The organism is Ancylobacter sp. G4_0304, from assembly GCF_047501495.1.
GTDB lineage: Bacteria > Pseudomonadota > Alphaproteobacteria > Rhizobiales > Xanthobacteraceae > Ancylobacter.
Map to the genome: position 1 here is coordinate 133,212 of NZ_JAZDRM010000006.1, position 18,575 is coordinate 151,786.

The 18,575-nt window shown below is 67.3% G+C and carries 16 protein-coding genes; 12 read left to right on the forward strand and 4 right to left on the reverse strand.

The window, feature by feature from the left end:
• Positions 1 to 145: 145 nt before the first annotated feature.
• From gor to VRZ77_RS05515, 5 genes are all read left to right on the forward strand, one after another.
• A complete protein-coding gene (gene gor / locus VRZ77_RS05495; RefSeq protein ID WP_414591645.1) occupies positions 146 to 1,549 on the forward strand; it encodes a glutathione-disulfide reductase in 1,404 nt (467 codons plus the stop codon).
• A gap of 140 nt (positions 1,550 to 1,689) precedes the next feature.
• Entirely contained in the window at positions 1,690 to 3,075 is a 1,386-nt protein-coding gene (locus tag VRZ77_RS05500) for a class II 3-deoxy-7-phosphoheptulonate synthase (protein ID WP_414591646.1), read from the forward strand.
• A 117-nt stretch (positions 3,076 to 3,192) separates the two neighbouring features.
• Positions 3,193 to 4,044, forward strand: coding sequence for an alpha/beta hydrolase (locus tag VRZ77_RS05505; RefSeq protein WP_414591647.1), 852 nt, complete (start codon positions 3,193 to 3,195; stop codon positions 4,042 to 4,044).
• Positions 4,045 to 4,152: 108 nt separating this feature from the next.
• Positions 4,153 to 5,493, forward strand: coding sequence for a glycosyltransferase family 4 protein (locus VRZ77_RS05510; protein WP_414591648.1), 1,341 nt, complete (start codon positions 4,153 to 4,155; stop codon positions 5,491 to 5,493).
• Positions 5,494 to 5,545: 52 nt separating this feature from the next.
• The gene (locus tag VRZ77_RS05515) at positions 5,546 to 7,219 is read left to right on the forward strand and encodes an NAD+ synthase (RefSeq protein ID WP_414591649.1); all 1,674 of its coding nucleotides are present in this window, start codon (positions 5,546 to 5,548) and stop codon (positions 7,217 to 7,219) included.
• 7 nt (positions 7,220 to 7,226) lie between these two features.
• Here the strand turns inward: VRZ77_RS05515 and VRZ77_RS05520 are convergent, their stop codons facing one another.
• Entirely contained in the window at positions 7,227 to 8,159 is a 933-nt protein-coding gene (locus tag VRZ77_RS05520; protein ID WP_414591650.1) for an AEC family transporter, read from the reverse strand.
• 141 nt (positions 8,160 to 8,300) lie between these two features.
• On the opposite strand from VRZ77_RS05520, the gene VRZ77_RS05525 reads away from it, so the two are divergent.
• Positions 8,301 to 9,659 carry a glutamate--tRNA ligase gene (locus VRZ77_RS05525; RefSeq protein ID WP_414591651.1) on the forward strand — a complete coding sequence of 453 codons (1,359 nt, stop codon included), beginning with the start codon at positions 8,301 to 8,303 and terminating at the stop codon, positions 9,657 to 9,659.
• A gap of 6 nt (positions 9,660 to 9,665) precedes the next feature.
• Here the strand turns inward: VRZ77_RS05525 and VRZ77_RS05530 are convergent, their stop codons facing one another.
• Positions 9,666 to 10,691, reverse strand: coding sequence for a DUF2865 domain-containing protein (locus VRZ77_RS05530; RefSeq protein ID WP_414591652.1), 1,026 nt, complete (start codon positions 10,689 to 10,691; stop codon positions 9,666 to 9,668).
• Positions 10,692 to 10,887: 196 nt separating this feature from the next.
• Between VRZ77_RS05530 and VRZ77_RS05535 the strand changes: the two genes are divergently transcribed.
• Positions 10,888 to 11,421 (forward strand): CreA family protein, encoded by a 534-nt coding sequence (locus VRZ77_RS05535; RefSeq protein WP_414591653.1) that lies wholly within the window; start codon positions 10,888 to 10,890, stop codon positions 11,419 to 11,421.
• Positions 11,422 to 11,466: 45 nt separating this feature from the next.
• Here VRZ77_RS05535 and VRZ77_RS05540 read toward each other — a convergent pair whose 3' ends face one another.
• Positions 11,467 to 11,793, reverse strand: a complete 327-nt coding sequence (locus VRZ77_RS05540) for a hypothetical protein (RefSeq protein WP_414591654.1) — start codon at positions 11,791 to 11,793, stop codon at positions 11,467 to 11,469.
• Positions 11,794 to 12,084: 291 nt separating this feature from the next.
• Here VRZ77_RS05540 and cysS point away from each other — a divergent pair, with 291 nt between their 5' ends.
• The 3 genes from cysS (at position 12,085) to VRZ77_RS05555 (ending at position 15,355) form a co-directional block, all read left to right on the forward strand.
• Positions 12,085 to 13,479, forward strand: coding sequence for a cysteine--tRNA ligase (gene cysS / locus VRZ77_RS05545; RefSeq protein WP_414591655.1), 1,395 nt, complete (start codon positions 12,085 to 12,087; stop codon positions 13,477 to 13,479).
• A gap of 62 nt (positions 13,480 to 13,541) precedes the next feature.
• Positions 13,542 to 13,988, forward strand: coding sequence for a GNAT family N-acetyltransferase (locus VRZ77_RS05550; RefSeq protein WP_414591670.1), 447 nt, complete (start codon positions 13,542 to 13,544; stop codon positions 13,986 to 13,988).
• A gap of 140 nt (positions 13,989 to 14,128) precedes the next feature.
• On the forward strand, positions 14,129 to 15,355 hold the full coding sequence (locus tag VRZ77_RS05555) for a diguanylate cyclase (RefSeq protein ID WP_414591656.1): 1,227 nt from the start codon (positions 14,129 to 14,131) through the stop codon (positions 15,353 to 15,355).
• A gap of 23 nt (positions 15,356 to 15,378) precedes the next feature.
• Here VRZ77_RS05555 and VRZ77_RS05560 read toward each other — a convergent pair whose 3' ends face one another.
• Positions 15,379 to 15,999 carry a TIGR00730 family Rossman fold protein gene (locus VRZ77_RS05560; RefSeq protein WP_414591657.1) on the reverse strand — a complete coding sequence of 207 codons (621 nt, stop codon included), beginning with the start codon at positions 15,997 to 15,999 and terminating at the stop codon, positions 15,379 to 15,381.
• A 122-nt stretch (positions 16,000 to 16,121) separates the two neighbouring features.
• Between VRZ77_RS05560 and VRZ77_RS05565 the strand changes: the two genes are divergently transcribed.
• The gene (locus VRZ77_RS05565) at positions 16,122 to 16,496 is read left to right on the forward strand and encodes an ArsR/SmtB family transcription factor (RefSeq protein ID WP_414591658.1); all 375 of its coding nucleotides are present in this window, start codon (positions 16,122 to 16,124) and stop codon (positions 16,494 to 16,496) included.
• Positions 16,497 to 16,508: 12 nt separating this feature from the next.
• Positions 16,509 to 18,428 carry an ABCB family ABC transporter ATP-binding protein/permease gene (locus tag VRZ77_RS05570; RefSeq protein WP_414591659.1) on the forward strand — a complete coding sequence of 640 codons (1,920 nt, stop codon included), beginning with the start codon at positions 16,509 to 16,511 and terminating at the stop codon, positions 18,426 to 18,428.
• The last annotated feature ends 147 nt before the right edge of the window (positions 18,429 to 18,575 follow it).

Genomic DNA, 18,575 nt, shown 5'->3' on the forward strand with positions numbered 1-18,575 from the left:
GACGCGAAGCTAGAGCGGCACGGGGGCGCTGTCGAGATACACGGAAGGCTAACCGATTGCCGGAGGTCAGCCATGCGCCGGCTTGACGTGGCGCGCCGTCGGGGCGACATGCCGGTGAGCTGGAAATGTCACCGGGTGCGCTTTCATGGACAAGTTCGACGTCGACCTCTTCGTCATCGGCGGGGGCTCGGGCGGCGTGCGCGCCGCGCGCATCGCGGCCTCCCATGGCGCGCGGGTCAGGATAGCCGAGGAATACCGGCTCGGCGGCACCTGCGTGATCCGCGGCTGCGTGCCCAAGAAGCTGTTCGTCTACGCGTCGCGCTTCGCCCATGAGTTCACCGCCGCCGCCGGCTTCGGCTGGACGGTGGAGGGCACGAGCTTCGACTGGCCGACCCTGATTGCCAACAAGGACCGCGAGATCGAGCGCCTGGAGGGCGCCTATCGCGGCAATCTTGAGCGCTCGGGCGTCGAGATCGTGCCGCAGCGCGCGGTCATCACCGGCCCGAACGAGGTCGAGCTTGCCGATGGCAGCCGTGTCACCGCGCGCTATATCCTGGTCGCGACCGGCGGGCGGCCCAATCTCGGGCTCGACATTCCCGGCCGCGAACTCGGCATCACATCGAACGAGATGTTCCACCTGCCGCGCCTGCCGGCGAGCATCGTGATCCAGGGCGCGGGCTACATCGCGCTCGAATTCGCCAGCCTGCTGGCCGGCCTCGGCTCGAAGGTCACGGTGGTGCATCGCGGCGACAAGCTGCTGCGTGGCTTCGACGAGGAGATTCGCGAACGGCTGTCGAAAGAGCTGGAGGCCGCCGGCATCGCGCTGGAATTCGGCGTCACCATCGATTCCATCGACGCCACCGATCAGGGCCGGCGCGTTCGGCTCAACGACGGGCGGGTGCTGCTGGCGGATGAGGTGATGCTCGCCATCGGCCGGGTGCCGAACACGGTCGGAGTCGGGCTGGAAGCGGCCGGCGTCCAGCTCAATCCCAACGGCGCCATCGTGGTCGACGAGAATTCGCGCACCAATATCCCCTCGATCTATGCGGTGGGCGATGTCACCGACCGGGTGAACCTCACCCCGATCGCGATACGCGAGGGCCATGCCTTCGCCGATACCGTGTTCGGCGGCAAGCCGTGGGTGGTGGATCACTCGCTGGTGCCCACCGCCGTGTTCACCGAGCCGGAGATCGGCGTGGTCGGGCTGACGGAGGAAGAGGCGCGGGCGCAGGGCCGCCGGCTCGACATCTACAAGACCGATTTCCGTCCGATGAAGGCGACGCTCTCCGGCAGCCCATCGCGGGTGTTCATGAAGATCATCGTCGACCAGAAGGACGACAAGGTGATCGGCGTGCATCTCATTGGCGAGGCGTCGGCCGAGATCATCCAGATCGTCGGTATCACCATGACTGTCGGCGCCACCAAGGCCGATTTCGACCGCACGCTCGCCTTGCACCCGAGCGCGGCCGAGGAACTGGTGACGCTGCGTACCAAGCATGACAGCAGCGACCTGCCCGAGCAGTCGGCGGAATCCACGCCGGCGATCTAGGCATCGGTGCAACGGCGCTCCTGCGGGCGTGCGTCGCGGCCTTCTGGCGTTTCCCTTGCGCTTGGGTGTATAAGGCGCGCCTTTCCCGTCCCCCGGAAGGTCAAGAAGGGGCGGGCGGTTGATGTCTTTAGGAGGCAAACATGTCCGATCGCTGGACACCGGAAAGCTGGAGGGCCAAGCCCATTCAGCAGGTGCCGGAATATCCCGACGCAGAAGCTTTGGCTTCCGTGGAGCGTCAGCTTGCCTCCTTTCCGCCGCTGGTTTTTGCCGGTGAGGCCCGCCGCCTGAAGCGCGAGCTTGCCAAGGTGGCGAAGGGCGAGGCGTTCCTGCTCCAGGGCGGCGACTGCGCCGAGAGCTTCTATGAGCACTCGGCTGACAACATCCGCGATTTCTTCCGCGTCTTCCTGCAGATGGCGGTGGTGCTGACCTATGCCGGCGCCTCTCCCGTGGTGAAGGTCGGGCGCATCGCCGGCCAGTTCGCCAAGCCGCGCTCGGCGCCGACCGAGACCGTGGGCGGGGTCGAGCTGCCGTCCTATCGCGGCGACATCGTGAACGACATCGAGTTCACGCCGGAAGCGCGCATTCCCGATCCGCGCCGCCAGCTTGAAGCGTACCGCCAGTCGGCGGCAACGCTCAATCTGCTGCGCGCCTTCGCCAATGGCGGCTACGCCAATCTGGCCAACGCGCACCAGTGGATGCTCGGCTTCATCAAGGACAGCCCGCAGTCCGGCCGCTATCAGGCGCTCGCCGACCGCATCACCGAGGCGCTCGACTTCATGCGCGCCATCGGCATCGATCCGGAAAGCCATCCGGAGATGCGAGCGACCGATTTCTTCACCTCGCATGAGGCGCTGCTGCTTGGCTTCGAGCAGGCGCTGACCCGCGTGGATTCCACCACCGGCGACTGGTACGCGACCTCCGGCCACATGATCTGGATCGGCGACCGCACCCGCCAGCCGGACCATGCGCATATGGAATATGCCCGTGGCGTGAAGAACCCGCTCGGCCTGAAGTGCGGCCCGTCGCTGAAGCCGGACGATCTCATCCGCCTCATCGACCAGCTCAATCCGCAGGACGAGGCTGGCCGTCTGACGCTGATCGCCCGCTTCGGCGCCGACAAGGTGGGCGACCACCTGCCGGGTCTGGTGCGCGCGGTCCAGCGCGAAGGCCGCACCGTGGTGTGGTCGTGCGATCCCATGCACGGCAACACCATCAAGGCCGCCTCGGGCTACAAGACGCGCCCGTTCGACCAGATCCTGCGCGAAGTGAAGGACTTCTTCGCGGTTCACGCGGCCGAGGGCACTTTCCCCGGTGGCATTCATCTGGAAATGACCGGCAAGAACGTCACCGAATGCACCGGCGGCGCGCGCGCGATCTCGGATGCGGACCTCAAGGACCGCTACCACACCTATTGTGACCCGCGCCTCAACGCCGAGCAGGCCATCGAGATGGCCTTCCTCGTCGCCGAACTGCTCAAGCAGGCGCGCGTGGGCCGCGAGCGCCCGGTGATCGCCGCCGCCGAGTGAGGCGACGGCGGCGTGATCTTGCGGCGGAAGCCGTGAGAATGCGCTACCCGCGTAAGTCCGACATTCCCGGCGGCTTTGCGCTGCCGGGGATGCCGGTTCGAAGGGAGGGGCGTCCGGGTGCGGCAGATCGTTTTCGAGAGCGAAGAACTCTCGGTGATCAAGACACCGGGTCGGCGTGAAGACGTTGTCTTCGTGACATTCGAGCCGCTGGTGCCGGGCGAGCGCCAACCGGGACGCGAGGGTTTCGGCGAGGCCTTCTTCGCCAAGCGCGGCTTCACCGCCTATCACTTCATCAGCGAAAGCAACCTCTGGTATCAGTATCCCGAGATGCCCGAGCTTCTGGCGGCTATCCGCGCGGAGATTCCGCCCGGTGCTCGGGTGGTTGCCTATGGCCATAGCATGGGCGGCTATGCGGCAATCCGCTTTGCGGACGCGCTGCGCGCCGATGCCGTTCTGGCCTTCTCTCCGCAGGCGAGCCTAACCCTGTCGTGGGAAAAACGCTGGGAGATGGCCCGCGTTCGCCGGATGTGGGACGAACGGGTGCCGCCGCGCGACGTACGCATCTACGCGGTGTTCGATCCCTATAATCTCGACAGGCGCCACATCCGCTATCTGAGCCGGCGTGCCACGATCGAGCCGATACGCGTCTATTTCTGCGAGCATGATTCCATATTCTACGCGCAGGAGACCGGCTTGCTGGAGCGCATCGTTCTCGATGTCGCCGCCGACCGGGTGGATGTGGCCGACCTCGAATATCGCCTGTGGTCCGCGCGCCACGACGCCTCCACCTACCGCAATTACCGCCAGCGCAAGAGCACCAGCGCCTTCCGCCGTTTCCGCTACCGCACCCTGGAACGCGTGATCGAGTGGCGGCTGCGCGCACGCCTCCGGCGCCGGCCGGACCCGCCGCAGCCGGGCGGCGGCGGCGAGGCCAAGCCGGCGGACTGGCGGGCGGAGCCTTCGTCCTGAGTGCAGCGGAGCGCCGGGCGGCCGGGCGGCCTGTGCGAAGGGGGTTACGTCGGCGCGAGCGGCGCGGTATGCCGGAACGGGAATGCCGGGTCGGACGGAAACCAGCCTATGAATGAGCATGGCGCGCGCGCCGGGGCACTTGAGACGGCGCAAGCCGCACCCGCCCTTGTCTTCGACCTTACCGATCTCGTCATGCTGCTGCACCGCAAGGCGGGCGTCGGCGGCATTGCCCGCGTGGTGCTGGAAATCCTGCGCCATATCACGGACCGCGCCGATGCCGAGGGCATGGCGCTGGTGTTTCTCCATCCCGCGCGCGGCGCCTATGCCGCGATCGACCCTGCCGCGGTCGCACAGGCGCTGGAGCAGCCGGCGGCGTTGATCCACGGGCTCGGCCTCGCCGACGCCTATTTCCCGATCAACGAGCTGAAATATCGCGGCCGCCCGCTGCGCGCGTGGTATCGGCGCTGGCGGCGCTATCTGCGCTTCCGCCGCAAGGTGCGCCATGTGCCGCCGCCCGGCGAGAGCCGCCCCGCGGGCTGGGCGCTGCGCGAGGGTGGCCTGCCGCTGGGCCGCGTGCGGCTCGTCGTGCTGGGCACCGCCTGGGCGCTTGACGATCATCCCGCGCGGCTGCGCGAGATCGCGGCGCGGGGCGATGTCGAGATCGTGTTGCTGGTGCACGACCTCATCCCGTTCGCCGACCCGCCGATGGACGTCGACAATCCCGAGTTCCGCGACTGGTTCGCGCGCATGGCGTTGCTGGTGCGGCGCTATGTGTCGGTCTCGGCCTTCACCGGACGGGAGATCGCGGCGCGGGTGCCCGCCCTCGGCGGCCATGTCGACCGGCTCGATATCGTACCGCTCGCCCATGTCTTCGATTATGACGGGGAGATCGGGCCGGCCGGGATTGATGGCGAGTATGTGCTGACCATCGGCTCGCTTGGCTATCCGCGCAAGAATTTCCCCCGGCTGATGCAGGCCTGGGCGCGGCTGCACGAACGCCTTGGCGAGAGCCTGCCCAAGCTGGTCATCGCGGGGAGCCATGGCGGCAAGAGCGCGCTGCTCGACGCCTTCCTCGCCCGCCACCCGCAGATGCGCGGCGTCATCGAGCTGGTGGAGCGCCCCGACGATGCGCGCCTCGCCGCGCTCTATCGGCATTGCCTTTTCTCGGTCTACCCGTCGCTGTTCGAGGGCTGGGGCCTGCCGGTGGGCGAGAGCGCATGGTTCGGCCGGTTCTGCGTCGCCTCGCATGCCTCCTCGATCCCCGAGGTGGTGGGCGCGGCGGCCGACTATTTCGATCCGAACGCGGTGGAGGACATGGCGGACACGCTGGAGCGGCCGATCCGGGACCGTGACTATCTGCGCGCCCGCGAGGCGGAGGTCGCCGCGCTTCACCTGCGGACATGGGACGAGGTGGCGCGCGATCTGGTCGCGGCGCTGAGAGCGCAATAGTGACACGCCCCCCGATTGCCCCGCGCGCGACAGAACGGTAAATCTTCCTGCCATGTCCAGCGCCCCGGTCGACCAGCTTCTCATCGCCTTCGCCCAGCTCAACCCGATCGTCGGCGACATCGCCGGCAATGCGGAGAAAGCCCGCGCCGCCCGCGCGCAGGCCGGCGAGCAGGGCGCCGATCTCATCCTATTCACCGAACTGTTCATCGCCGGCTATCCGCCGGAAGACCTCGTGCTGAAGCCGGCCTTCCAGGCTGCCTGCCGGCAGGCCGTGGAAGCGCTCGCCGCCGAGACCGCCGATGGCGGGCCCGCCATCCTCATCGGCTCGCCCTGGGTCGAGGGCGGACGGCTGCACAATTCGGTGCTGCTGCTGGAGGATGGCGCCATCTCGGCGGTGCGCCACAAGGTGGACCTGCCCAATTACGGCGTGTTCGACGAAAAGCGCGTGTTCTCGCCCGGCCCGATGCCGGGGCCGATCCCGTTCAAGGGCGTGCGGCTCGGTGTGCCGGTGTGCGAGGACATCTGGGGCCCCGACGTGGTGGAGTGCCTCGCCGAGACCGGCGCGGAAATGCTGCTGGTGCCTAACGGCTCGCCCTATCGCCGCACCGCCTATGACGAGCGCACCAATGTCGCGGTGGCTCGCGTGGTCGAGAGCGGCTTGCCGCTCGCCTATATCAACCAACTGGGCGGGCAGGACGAACTGGTGTTCGACGGTGGGTCGTTCGTGCTGAACGCTGACCGCTCGCTGGCGATCCAGTTCCCCAACTTTCAGGAGCGCCTGCGCATCACCCGCTGGGAGCGCTGGGCCGATGGCTGGCGCTGCGAGGAGGGCGCGCGCGCCCCGCTGGTCGCCGATGACGAGGCCGATTACGCTGCCTGCGTCATGGGGCTGAAGGACTATGTCGAGAAGAACCGCTTCCCCGGCGTGGTGCTGGGCCTCTCGGGCGGCGTGGATTCCGCGCTGGTCGCCGCCATGGCGGTCGATGCGCTGGGGCCCGAGCGCGTGCATTGCGTGATGCTGCCCTATCGCTACACCTCGGAAGAATCCCTGTCGGACGCGGCGGGCGTGATAAAGGCGCTGGGCTGCCGCTACGACATCGTGCCGATCGCGGAAGGCGTGGAAGCGCTGGAGCGGCTGCTCGGGCCGCTGTTCGAGGGCCGCCCGCGCGACGTCACCGAGGAGAACCTCCAGTCCCGCGTCCGGGGCACGCTGCTGATGTCGATCTCCAACAAGTTCGGCGCGATGGTGGTCACCACCGGCAACAAGTCGGAAATGTCGACCGGCTACGCCACGCTCTATGGCGACATGAACGGCGGCTACAACCCGCTCAAGGATCTCTACAAGACCCAGGTGTTTCGCCTGTGCCATCTGCGCAACCGCTGGAAGCCGGCCTATGCGCTCGGCCCCGGCGGCGAGGTGATCCCCGAGAACATCATCGTCAAGCCGCCGACGGCCGAGCTGCGCGAGAACCAGAAGGACCAGGACAGCCTGCCGCCCTATGAGGTGCTGGACGCTATCCTCGAACGGCTGGTCGAACTGGAGCGCCCGGTGGCCACGATCGTCGAGGAGGGATTCGACGCCGCGCTGGTGGCGCGGGTGGAGCGGATGCTCAATCTTGCCGAATATAAGCGCCGGCAGGCCGCGCCCGGGGTGAAGGTGACCCCCCGCAATTTCGGCCGCGACCGGCGCTATCCGATCACCAACCGCTTCCGCGAGGGGGCGTAGCCGCCCATCATCCCGCGAGGTGGCGGGCCAGGGCCGTCCAGAGCGGCGCGGCGACCGCAAATCCCAGTACGCTGACAATGAGGGTCGACGAGGCGAGGCTGACATAGGTGCGCTCGCGCCCGGCAATGACGATCCCGGAGAATGCCGGCGGCAGCGCGGCGAGCAACACCACCTGCTCAAGATGCGTTGCGCTCACGCCGGTGGCGAGGGCCAGTGCCAACATCGAGGCGGGCATGAAGCCGACCTTGATCACCGAGTTCCAGATGACTTCGGCGTTGAGCTGGAACTTGTGTGCGGAGAGCACCAAACCGGCGGCAAATATCGCGACGCCGGACGTGGCATGACCGATCAACGCCAGCGGCGCCCGGAACAGTTCGGGCATTTGGATGCCGGTGACGACGAGGATGACGGCGATCATCGGAGCGAGGACGACCGGCTCCTTGGCGGCATTGATCAGGGCGGCCATCGGCTTCGTGCCCTTGGGGGCGACGAAGAACATGCCCAGAGGTACCAGTATCACGTTCACGACCAGCGCAACGATGGCGACACTGAGCGCGGCGCTGCCGCCGAACAGCGGCGAGAGCACTGCCATGCCCAGGAACCCGACGGTCGGGGCGCCGGCGCTCAGCCCGGCGATACCTGCCTCACGGCGATCATGTCCGAACACGAACAGGGCGCCGAAAAAGGCTACCAAATACCAGAAAAGTAGGACGGCAACGGATATGACCAGTAGTCGCGTGTCGGAAAGCAGTTCCTCGCGGGAGGAATTGGCAATAGAGACGAACAGAAGAGCCGGAAGGCAATAGGTCAGGACGAGGTGATTGAAGCCGGACGCTTGGGCCTGATCGAAACTTGAGCGCTTTCCGGCAATGTATCCTAAAGCGAGAACAAAGAAGATCGAAAAAATATCCTGAAATATTGGCGTCACATCGGGCTCCAAATTCTGTCGGCCCGTTGCGAAGTCGAGTATTTGGCTGACCGGTCGCAGAATACGCGGCTATGCCTCATCCGGTAAAGATCGAGAACGCCAATTCGGCTGGGCGGCTTGCTCCCATCCCCTAACCTCGGCGATAAGCGCGCCATGTCGAAATCCGCCACGCCCCCCATCCTCCGCTTCGCCCCGTCGCCGACGGGTCTTCTTCATGTCGGCAATGCCCGCACCGCGCTCTACAACGCGCTGTATGCGCGGCGGGCGGGCGGGACCTTCATCCTGCGCTATGACGATACCGACCTTGCCCGCTCCACGGCCGCCTTCGCCGACGCCATCGCCGAGGACCTTGCCTGGCTCGGCCTGACGCCGGACCGGGTGGAGCGCCAGTCGGATCGCACCGCGCGCTATGACGCGGCGGTGGAGCGGCTGAAGGCGGTGGGGCGGCTTTATCCGGCCTACGAGACCGAGGACGAGCTGGAGAGGAAGCGCGTCAGCCGCCGGCTCCGCGGCCTGCCGCCGATCTATGACCGGGCGGCCCTTCAGCTCACGCTGGAAGAGCGCGCGCGGCTGGAGGCCGAAGGCCGCGTGCCGCATTGGCGGTTCAAGCTCGACGGGCGCCGCGTGGCGTGGGACGACCTCGTGCGCGGCGAGCAGGGCGTCGACACCGCGGCGCTCTCCGATCCCGTGCTGGTTCGCGCCGACGGCTCCTATCTCTATACGCTGACCTCGGTGGTCGACGATATCGAGATGGGCGTCACCCATGTGATTCGCGGCGAGGACCACGTTACCAATACCGGCGTGCAGATCGAGATCATCGAGGCATTGGGAGCTGTGGCGCCGGCCTTCGGCCACCACAATCTCTTGACCCTGCCGAACGGGGAGGGGCTGTCGAAGCGGCTCGGCCATCTTTCGCTGCGTGCGCTGCGCGAGGCGGGTGAGGAGGCGCTGGCGGTGGCCGCGCTCGCGGTGCTGACCGGCACCTCGCTGGCGGTGGAGCCGGCGGCGAGCCTCGACGAACTGGCGGGGTGGATCGACCTGTCGAAAATCTCCCGCGCCCCGGCGCGCTTCGATCCCAACGACCTCGCCGCGCTCACCGCCGCGACGCTGCACGGGCTACCTTACGCTGCGGTTGCGGAGCGGCTGGCCGCGCTCGGCGTCGGGGGCGGCGAGGCATTCTGGCTGGCAGTTCGCGGCAATCTTGGTCGGCTCGCGGAGGCCGCCGCGTGGTGGCGTGTGGTCGACGGCGCCATCGCGCCCGCCGCCGCGCCGGACGACGCAGCCTTCCTGCAGGAGGCCGCCGGGCTGCTGCCGCCGGCTCCTTGGGATGCCAGCACCTATCAGGCGTGGATCGCCGCCGTGAAGCCCGCCAGCGGGCGCGCGGGGCGGGCGCTGTTTCACCCGCTGCGCCTTGCGCTCACGGGAGCGGAGAGCGGGCCGGAGCTCAAAGCGCTGCTGCCGCTGATCGGGCCGGAAAAGGCGCGGGCGCGCCTGCTCGGCGAAACGGCCTGAGCCGCCTCAGTTCTTCTTCTGGGTCGCGGGCGGGGCGGCAGGGCGCGGCTGCGCCATTTCGCGCGCGGCGTCCTCGGTCACCACGATGTCGCCCTTGCGCAGCGTGGTGTCGTTCTCGCCGCCGAGCGCCTGCGCCCAGCCCATGCCGGCGGGGCGGCAGGAGCAGGCATTGACGTACTGCTTGCGGAACATCAGCGCGTTCGGCAGCGACATGTAGCGCTCGCCATTGGTGCCGACCGCCTGCTCGATATCCTCCCCCGGATTGCGATAGGCGAACAGCTTGGCCTCGGTGCCCGGGCACTGCGCCTGGCACTGCGCCTCGTCGGTCGAGAACCGCGCCGGGGTGGCGGCGAACGAGATCGGGAAGAAGAAGCCGTCGCAGGTGCGCACGCACACGGTGCGGTAGGTCGAGACCTTGGGCAGCTCGTAGAGCGGCTCGGCGTCCAGCGGGCCTGTCTCCTCGCCGCTCTGCACCGGGGCGCCGAACAACTGCTCGAAGAAATTGCGTGGGCGCCGCTCAATATTGCTGGCGCGGCCGCCGCCATTGCCGAGCGCGGCGCGGTATTGCGGACCGCAATCATTCTGCGCGAGGGCATAGACCAGCTGCCGGCGCTGCTCGTCATTGCCGCTGCGCTCGCCGCGCGCTTCCATCATGGTGCGGTCGAGTGCGGAGCGGGCGCGGGTGAGGTTGCGGTTCAGCGCCTCGCATTGCGGGGGAAGCTGCGGCTGGAAGATCAGGAAGCCGCGCTTGTCGCAGCCGAGCTGGCGGACCTGCGCGGAGATGTTCGCCAGTTCCTGCTGCTGCTGGGCGATCAGGGCGCCGACGTCGCGCTGCTGCCCGCCGCCGCGGTCGAGTTGGGCGAGCTGGCCTTCGAGCCGCATGCACACCGAGCGATCGGGCCCGCCGCCCACCGCGCCGGGCGGCAGGTTGGGATCGGTCTGCGCGCTCGCGGCCACCGGGCCAAGCGCCAGAACGGCGAGGCTCGCGAGCGTGGCCGCGAAGGCGCGGGCCATGGGTGTGCGTTCGGTCATCGTCACTCTGCCGTTCATGTCCTGTGCCGGCTTCCCCAGAAGGCTGCGGGGAATCGCTCCGGGTGCTTTAGCACGCGGAGATGGGCCAAAGTTTGAAGACGCATTCGGCGCGCGGCGCAACCCCGGACCGTTCAAGATCTTTGCGCGTCGCCCCGGCGTTCCCATATGTCTTATGGTCCTTCGGAGAAAGCCATCCATGCACCGTGTTGTCAGTCGTGCCGTTTCCTGCGGCCTGCTCGCCTTCGCCGTCATTGCAGCGGTGGCGTTTTCGCCGGACGCTCAGGCGCAGGAGCCGAGCCTGATCTTCAAGAAGTCCACGGTGTGGAAATTCCTCACCCCCGACGACAAGCTCGCCACCTATGCCATCGACGATCCGGTGGTCGAGGGCGTCGCCTGCTACTACACCATTCCTGAGCGGGGCGGGGTGAAGGGCATGCTCGGCGTGGCGGAGGAGGTGTCGGATATTTCGATTGCCTGCCGGCAGGTCGGTCCGATCGCCTTCACGTCGAAGTTCGGGCAGGGCGACGTTGCCTATCGCGAGAGCCGCTCGCTGATCTTCAAGAAGATGCAAATCGTGCGCGGCTGCGACACGACCCGCAACGTGCTGGTCTATCTCGTCTATTCCGACAAGCTGATCGACGGCAGCCCGAAGAACTCGACCACCGCCGTGCCGATCATGCCCTGGGGCGCGCAGACCGAGGCGCCGAAATGCGCGGATTTTCTGAACTGAGCCTCGGCGGAAGGGGGCACGCCGGAGTCCGGCGCGCCCGCGGACTCAGCGCGCGCAGGTGATCGCCACGCTGTCGGTGCAGGCGGTGCCCACGCAGGCGGTGCGCACCGGCGCGGTCGAGGCCGAGGCAAGGATCGCATCGGTCTTGAGCTTGCCGAAGCTGGTGGCACGTTCGAAATCGTGAACGCGGCACCAGGCATCGGCGACCGCCTGCCCGCAGGCCGAGCCCGAGGTGAGGCATCTGTCGACGCCGTAGCCATCGGAATTGTCCACGATGAAGATGTTGTCGCTCGTCTCCGCCACCGCGACGGCGGGGGCGAAGAGGACGAGCGCGGCGAGGAGGCTGCGGCGGAAACGCGGGGCGGAGCGCATGGTGGGGTTCGCGAAGGTTCGGGTTGATCGGACGTGCGGTCCGATAACGCCAATGTGGGCAAAAGGTTTAAATCGACCTTTAACGACAGGCAGCGAAAGTTTCCGCCGCGATTTCGGCGCCGGAATAGACCCGGGCCGAAGGGGCGTCAATCGCCATTTCGGCTGCCCGACGATATGTCGCCGCGGCGGTGCGCGGGTCGTTCAAATCCGCACGACGGCTTGACGTGGCGGTGCAAACGGACGACAGACGCGCCGTCGCTCCCCGCGCGGGGAGCGGGAGGAGATTGACGGATGTCGGGCATTTCCGGGTCGGGGCTTCCCGAGCTGAAACTCTACAACACGCTGACGCGCGCCAAGGAGGCCTTCGTGCCCCTCGATGCCGCTCTGGTGCGGCTGTATGTGTGCGGCCCGACGGTCTATGACTACGCCCATATCGGCAATGCCCGTCCGGTGATCGTGTTCGATCTGCTGTACCGGCTGCTGCGCCATCTGTATGGCACCGAGCACGTCAAATATGTGCGCAACATCACCGACGTCGACGACAAGATCAATGCGCGCGCCGCCAGCGAATTCCCCGGGCTCGACCTCAACGAGGCGATTGCCAGGGTGACGTTCAAGACCGAGGCGCAGTTCCACGACGACCTCGAAGCGCTGGGCGTGCTCCATCCCGACGTGGAGCCCCGCGCGACCGAGCATATCGGCCAGATGCGCGAGCTGATCGAAAAGCTGGTCGCGTCGGGCAATGCCTATGTCGCTGAAGATCATGTGCTGTTTTCGGTGCCCTCCATGCCCGATTACGGCCAGCTCTCGCGCCGGCCGCTCGACGACATGATCGCCGGCGCCCGTGTCGACGTCGCGCCCTACAAGAAGGACGCGATGGACTTCGTGCTGTGGAAGCCGTCCAAGCCCGGCGAGCCGGGCTGGCCGTCTCCCGCCGGCATCGCGGTTCCCGGTCGGCCGGGCTGGCACATCGAGTGCTCGGCCATGAGCTGGGCGCATCTGGGCGAGACCTTCGACATTCATGGCGGCGGCATCGATCTCGTGTTCCCCCACCATGAGAACGAGGTCGCGCAGTCGCGCTGCGCCTTCCATTCCGGCATCATGGCCAAGGTGTGGATGCATAACGGCTTCCTGCAGGTGGAAGGCGAGAAGATGTCGAAGTCGCTCGGCAACTTCATCACCATCAACCAGCTTCTCGCCGACTGGCCGGGCCAGGTGCTGCGTCTCAACATGCTCAAGTCGCATTACCGCCAACCGATCGACTGGACGGTGAAGGGGCTTGAGGAAAGCGCGAAGACGCTGGAGCAGTGGTTCGACGCTGCCGCGCCCGACGCTTATCCGCGCCCGGCGCCGGCGGTGCTGGAGGCACTGGCCGACGATCTCAACACGCCCAAGGCCATTGCCGAGATGCACGGGCTCAAGGACCATGCCGGCAAGAAGGCGCTGGCGGGAACGCTGGCCTTCCTCGGCTTCGAGGCCGGGCCGCTGCGCGAGTGGACCGCCTCCCGCGCGCCGCAGCTCGATGTCGACGCGAATATGGTGGAAGCGCGCATTGCCGAGCGCATCGAGGCGCGGCGCAATCGCGACTGGGCGGCCTCCGACCGCATCCGCGACGAACTTCTCGCGCTCGGCGTGGCGCTGAAGGACAACAAGGACGGCACCACGAGCTGGGAGCCGAAGCGGTGAGCCCGGCCGCTCCGGGCGTGCCCGGGATCGGTCTGCGTCCTGCCCTGCCCTCCGATACCGGCATGCTCGCCGCCATCGCGCAGGCCGCGATCTTCGAGCTGACGGGCGAGGATTACGACGCCAACCAGCAGGAAGCCTGGGCCGCACGTTTCGACGACGAGGAAGCGCTCGCCCAAAGGCTCGGCGACCGGCTGACGTTGGTCGCGACCCGCGGCGGCGAGCCGGCGGGATTCATTGCGCTCGCCGACAACCGCCAGATCGACCTGCTTTATGTCCATCCTACCGTCGCGGGTGAGGGCGTGGCCGCGCTGCTGTGCGACGCGGCCGAGAAGCTCGCCGCCGCGCGCGGGGCGAAAAGCCTCACCGTCGACGCCAGCGACACCGCGCTCGGCTTCTTCCAGAAGCGGGGCTATGTGCCGCGCCAGCGCAACACGGTGACCCTCGGCGACGTCTGGCTCGGCAACACGACGCTGGAAAAGAGCCTGACCGGCGAGAGAGCCGCCGGCTGAGCGCCGTTCCTTTCGGGGGGCACGGCCGCCCCGCGCGTCGGTGAGAATCCGACGATATTGCCAGCGATTTCGTACCATCTCCTCGGTTATGGTATACAGAACACCGTGCCGGCGGCTTCACCCTTGGCGGGGAAGTCGACATGAGCGTGCCTTGGGGACCTGCGCGCGTGGTGATGGACCTGTTCACCCTGTACACCGTGATCCTGTTCAAGGGGCTCGCGCTGTCGGTGCTCTGGTGCGCGATCTGGCGGCTGTACAGTCGGCACGAGGCGGCGCGGCACTGGATGCTCGCCAACCTCGCGGCGCTCGCGGGCGGGCTGGTCATGGTGCTGGAGACGCGCGCGGGTCCGCTCTCGCCCGCCATTCTCGGCAACACGCTGGTGATCTTGGGCTTCTTCCTCAACTGGACGGGGCTCTGCCGCTTCTTCGGGCGGCGCGCGCCCTGGAACGCGACCCTTATCAGCACGCTGCTGGCGCTGTGCGTGCTGATTGCCTTCGACGATTCCCGGTTGATGCGGAACCTGGTCTACGCGCTGGGCCAGTCCGTCCCGCTCGTGCTGTGCCTGCCACTGCTGGTGGGCGCGCGACGCCATACCGGCGCGCCGCTCGCGCTGGTCTCGATGCTCGCCGTGATCGCGGCCATCGCGGTGCGCTATGGCGGTCTGGTGATGCACTATGCCGGCGAGCTTTCCGACGAGAGTTACAATGCGGTGCTGTTCGTGACGCTGCTGACGACGATCTTCGGCGGCTTCATCTGGAATTTCGGCTTTGTGCTGCTGGTGATCGAGCGCCTGCATTCGGAGGCGCACTCGCTCGCCGTGGTGGATGAACTGACCGGCCTGCCCAACCGGCGCATGTTTACCGCGCGGATGGAGGCGGAGCAGGAGCTGAGCGCCCGCGAGGGGCGCGGCTTCGCGCTGCTGCTGATAGACATCGATCGCTTCAAGACCATCAATGACGAATATGGCCACGCCGCCGGCGACGCCTGCCTTACCCATTTCAGCGCGCTGGTCTCGGGGCGGCTGCGTCAGGGCGATCTTCTGGCGCGGCTCGGCGGCGATGAGTTCTGCGTCCTCTTGTCCGACACGGGAATTGAGCCCGCCGCCGCCATTGCCGGCGACCTCGTCGAGTTGATGGGCCGTAACCCGCTATTCTATTACGGCACCACGATCCCGGTGACGCTCAGCATCGGCCTCGCGGTCTGGCAGCCGGGCCACCATGCGTCCATCGCCGCAATGATCGAGGAGGCTGACAACGCGCTGTATCTGGCCAAGCGGCGCGGGCGCAACCGCTACGCATTGCCCGAGGCCGCCCCGCGATTCGTCGCCCCGCCGAGCGCGCTGCGCACCGTGCTACGCGACCGATAGGCGCCGGCGAGGTCGCGCGACTCTCACATGCGGTCGAGCACCTTCTCCGCCGCGTCGCCCTGCGGATCGCGGTCATGGACGGCGGAGAGCGCGGTGTTCAGCTTGGGCAGCACCGCCCGGACATTGTGCGCGACCAGCATGCGGATTGGCCGCGCCACATTCACGAAGCCGGTGGCCTGCATGTGGTCGAACAGCGTCAGCAGCGGGTCCCAGAAGCCGGCGATGTTCAGCACCATGACCGGCTTGGTGTGCCGGTTGAGCTGCACCCAGGTGAGTTGCTCGACCAGTTCCTCCAGCGTGCCGATGCCGCCGGGCAGGGCGATGAACGCATCGGCCCGCTCGAACATCAGCCGCTTGCGCTCGTGCATGTCCTTGGTGACGATCAGTTCATGGGCATGCTCGAACGCCTGCTCCTTGCCGATCAGGAAATCCGGGATGATGCCGGTGACACGTCCGCCGGCCTCGGCGCAGGCCCGCGCGGTCGCCCCCATCAGCCCGACGCCGCCCCCGCCATAGATGAGACGAATGTTCTCCCGGGCGAACAGGCGCCCGAGCTCGATGGCGGTTTCGAGATAGACGGAGTCCGCCCCAGAGGCCGCTCCGCAATAAACGCATACGCTTTTGATCTTGGTCATGTTCACCATGATGCCGTGCGACAGGAAGGCGTCAAGCGGGACGCACCCCGGCCTTCTAGCAACCGGCGCGCCAGAAACGGCGATGTCTTCCCAATGCCGCAATCATCGTCTATCGACGATGAACGATGACCATGAGTGCCCCGATCGACGACGAGCTTCTCGCCCTGCGCCTGCGCGCGTTGGGGCACCCCGCACGGCTGGCTATCCTGCGGGCGCTGGCGCGGGCGGATCGCTGCCATTGCGGGGAGATCGTGCGGGGCTTGCCGCTGGCGCAGTCCACAGTCTCGCAGCACCTGAAGATCCTCAAGGACGCCGGGCTGATCGACGGAACGGTCGAGGGGCCGCGCTCCTGCTACTGCCTCGACCGCACGGCGCTTGCCGATGCGCTGGCCGCGCTGGCCTGCGTCGGGTCTGCCATGCGGCCCGAGCCGGAGCATATCGCCGTCGGCGCCCCTATCTATGATCACGTACAGGGTGAGGCCGCCCCGCCCGCCTCGCTCGAATGACTGGAATGAATGATGTCTGCACCTGACCGCGGCGCCGCCCTGTCGCGCACCACCAAAGCCTCCGAGATCAATCCGCGCGGCAGCCTCCTTGTCGCGCTCAAGGGGCTCGTCCCCTATCTTTGGCCGGCGGACCGGGCGGATTTGCGCGCCCGCGTGACCTGGGGCCTCCTGCTGCTGGTGCTCGCCAAGGTCGCCACCATGGCGACGCCGTTCATCTTCAAATGGGCGACGGACGCGGTGGCCGAGACCGAGGGCGCGCGCATCAGCACCGATGCCATCAGCCTGATCATCGCCGCGCCCGCCGCGCTGGCGCTGGCCTATGGCTTCTCGCGCATCGTGATGGCCGGCCTTACCCAGTGGCGTGACGGCCTGTTCGCCAAGGTCGCGGTCCATGCCGTGCGCCGCCTCGCGCTTGAGACGTTCGAGCACATGCATGCCCTGTCGCTGCGCTTCCATCTGGAGCGCAAGACCGGCGGTCTGACGCGCATCCTGGAGCGCTCGCGCGAGGGCATCGAGACCATCGTGCGCATGCTGGTGCTGCACCTCGCCCCGACCATCCTGGAATTCGCCATGGTGATCGGCGTGCTGCTCTGGGTGTTCGACTGGCGTTATGCGCTGGCCTCGGTGCTGATGATCGGCGGCTACACCCTCTTCACCTTCATCATGACCGAATGGCGCATGGGCATCCGCGCCGCCATGAACGAGAGCGACACCGACGCCAACGCCAAGGCCGTCGACAGCCTGCTCAATTACGAGACGGTGAAGTATTTCGGCGCCGAGAAGTGGGAGGCCCAGCGCTATGACCGCTCCATGGCCCGCTTCGAGCGCGCGACCGTGCACACCCACACCTCGCTGGCCTGGCTCAATTTCGGGCAGGCGGTGATCTTCACCCTCGGCCTGACCGCGGTGATGGTGCTGTGCGTGTTAGACATTCGCGCCGGGCGCCAGTCGGTCGGCTCCTTTGTCATGGTCAACGCCATGATGATCCAGCTCTACCAGCCGCTGAACTTTCTCGGCATGATCTATCGCGAGATCAAGCAGTCGCTGATCGACATCGAGGCGATGTTCGCCATCCTCTCCCGCTCGCCGGAGATCGAGGACCGGCCCGCCGCGCCGGCACTCCAGCTTTCCGGCGGCACGGTTCGCTTCGAGGATGTGCGCTTCTCCTATGATCCCGACCGCGAAATCCTGAAGGGCATCTCCTTCGAGGTGCCGGCGGGCAAGACGGTGGCGATCGTCGGCCCCTCGGGCGCCGGCAAATCGACCATCTCGCGCCTGCTGTTCCGCTTCTACGACGTCGCGGGCGGGCGTATCACCATTGATGGGCAGGATCTGCGCGAGGTCTCGCAGGAAAGCCTGCGCGCCGCCATCGGCATGGTTCCGCAGGACACGGTGCTGTTCAACGACACGCTCGGCTACAATATCCGCTATGGCCGCCACGGTGCGAGCGACGCTGAGGTCGCCGCCGCCGCCGAGCTCGCCCAGATCGATGGTTTCGTGCGCCGCACGCCCAAGGGCTACGAAACGGAAGTCGGCGAGCGCGGGCTGAAGCTTTCGGGCGGCGAGAAGCAGCGCGTGGCGATTGCCCGTACCATCCTGAAGGCGCCGACCATCCTCCTGCTCGACGAGGCGACCTCGGCGCTGGACAGCCACACCGAGCGTGAGATCCAGGACGCGCTCGACCGCGTCTCGCGCGGGCGCACCACGCTGGTGATCGCGCATCGTCTATCCACAGTGGTGGGGGCGGACGAGATCATCGTGCTGGAGCACGGCGTGATCCGCGAGCGCGGCACCCATGCCGAACTGATGCTGCGCCATGGCCTGTACCATTCGATGTGGGAGCGCCAGCGCGAGGCCGAACGTGCCCGCCAGACCCTGCGCGCGGCCGACGGCGAGGACGCGGCGGCGGATGCCAGCGACGCGGCGGCCTGAGCCGTCCGTCGCCGATCCGTCTAGGCAGTGGCCCCATAAATTTGCGGGCCGGCTAGGAGCGTGATTCAACCTCTCTCGATAGGGGAGAGAGAGATGCGCCGCCACGAATTGACGGACGAGGAATGGGCGATCATCGCCCCGCTTTTG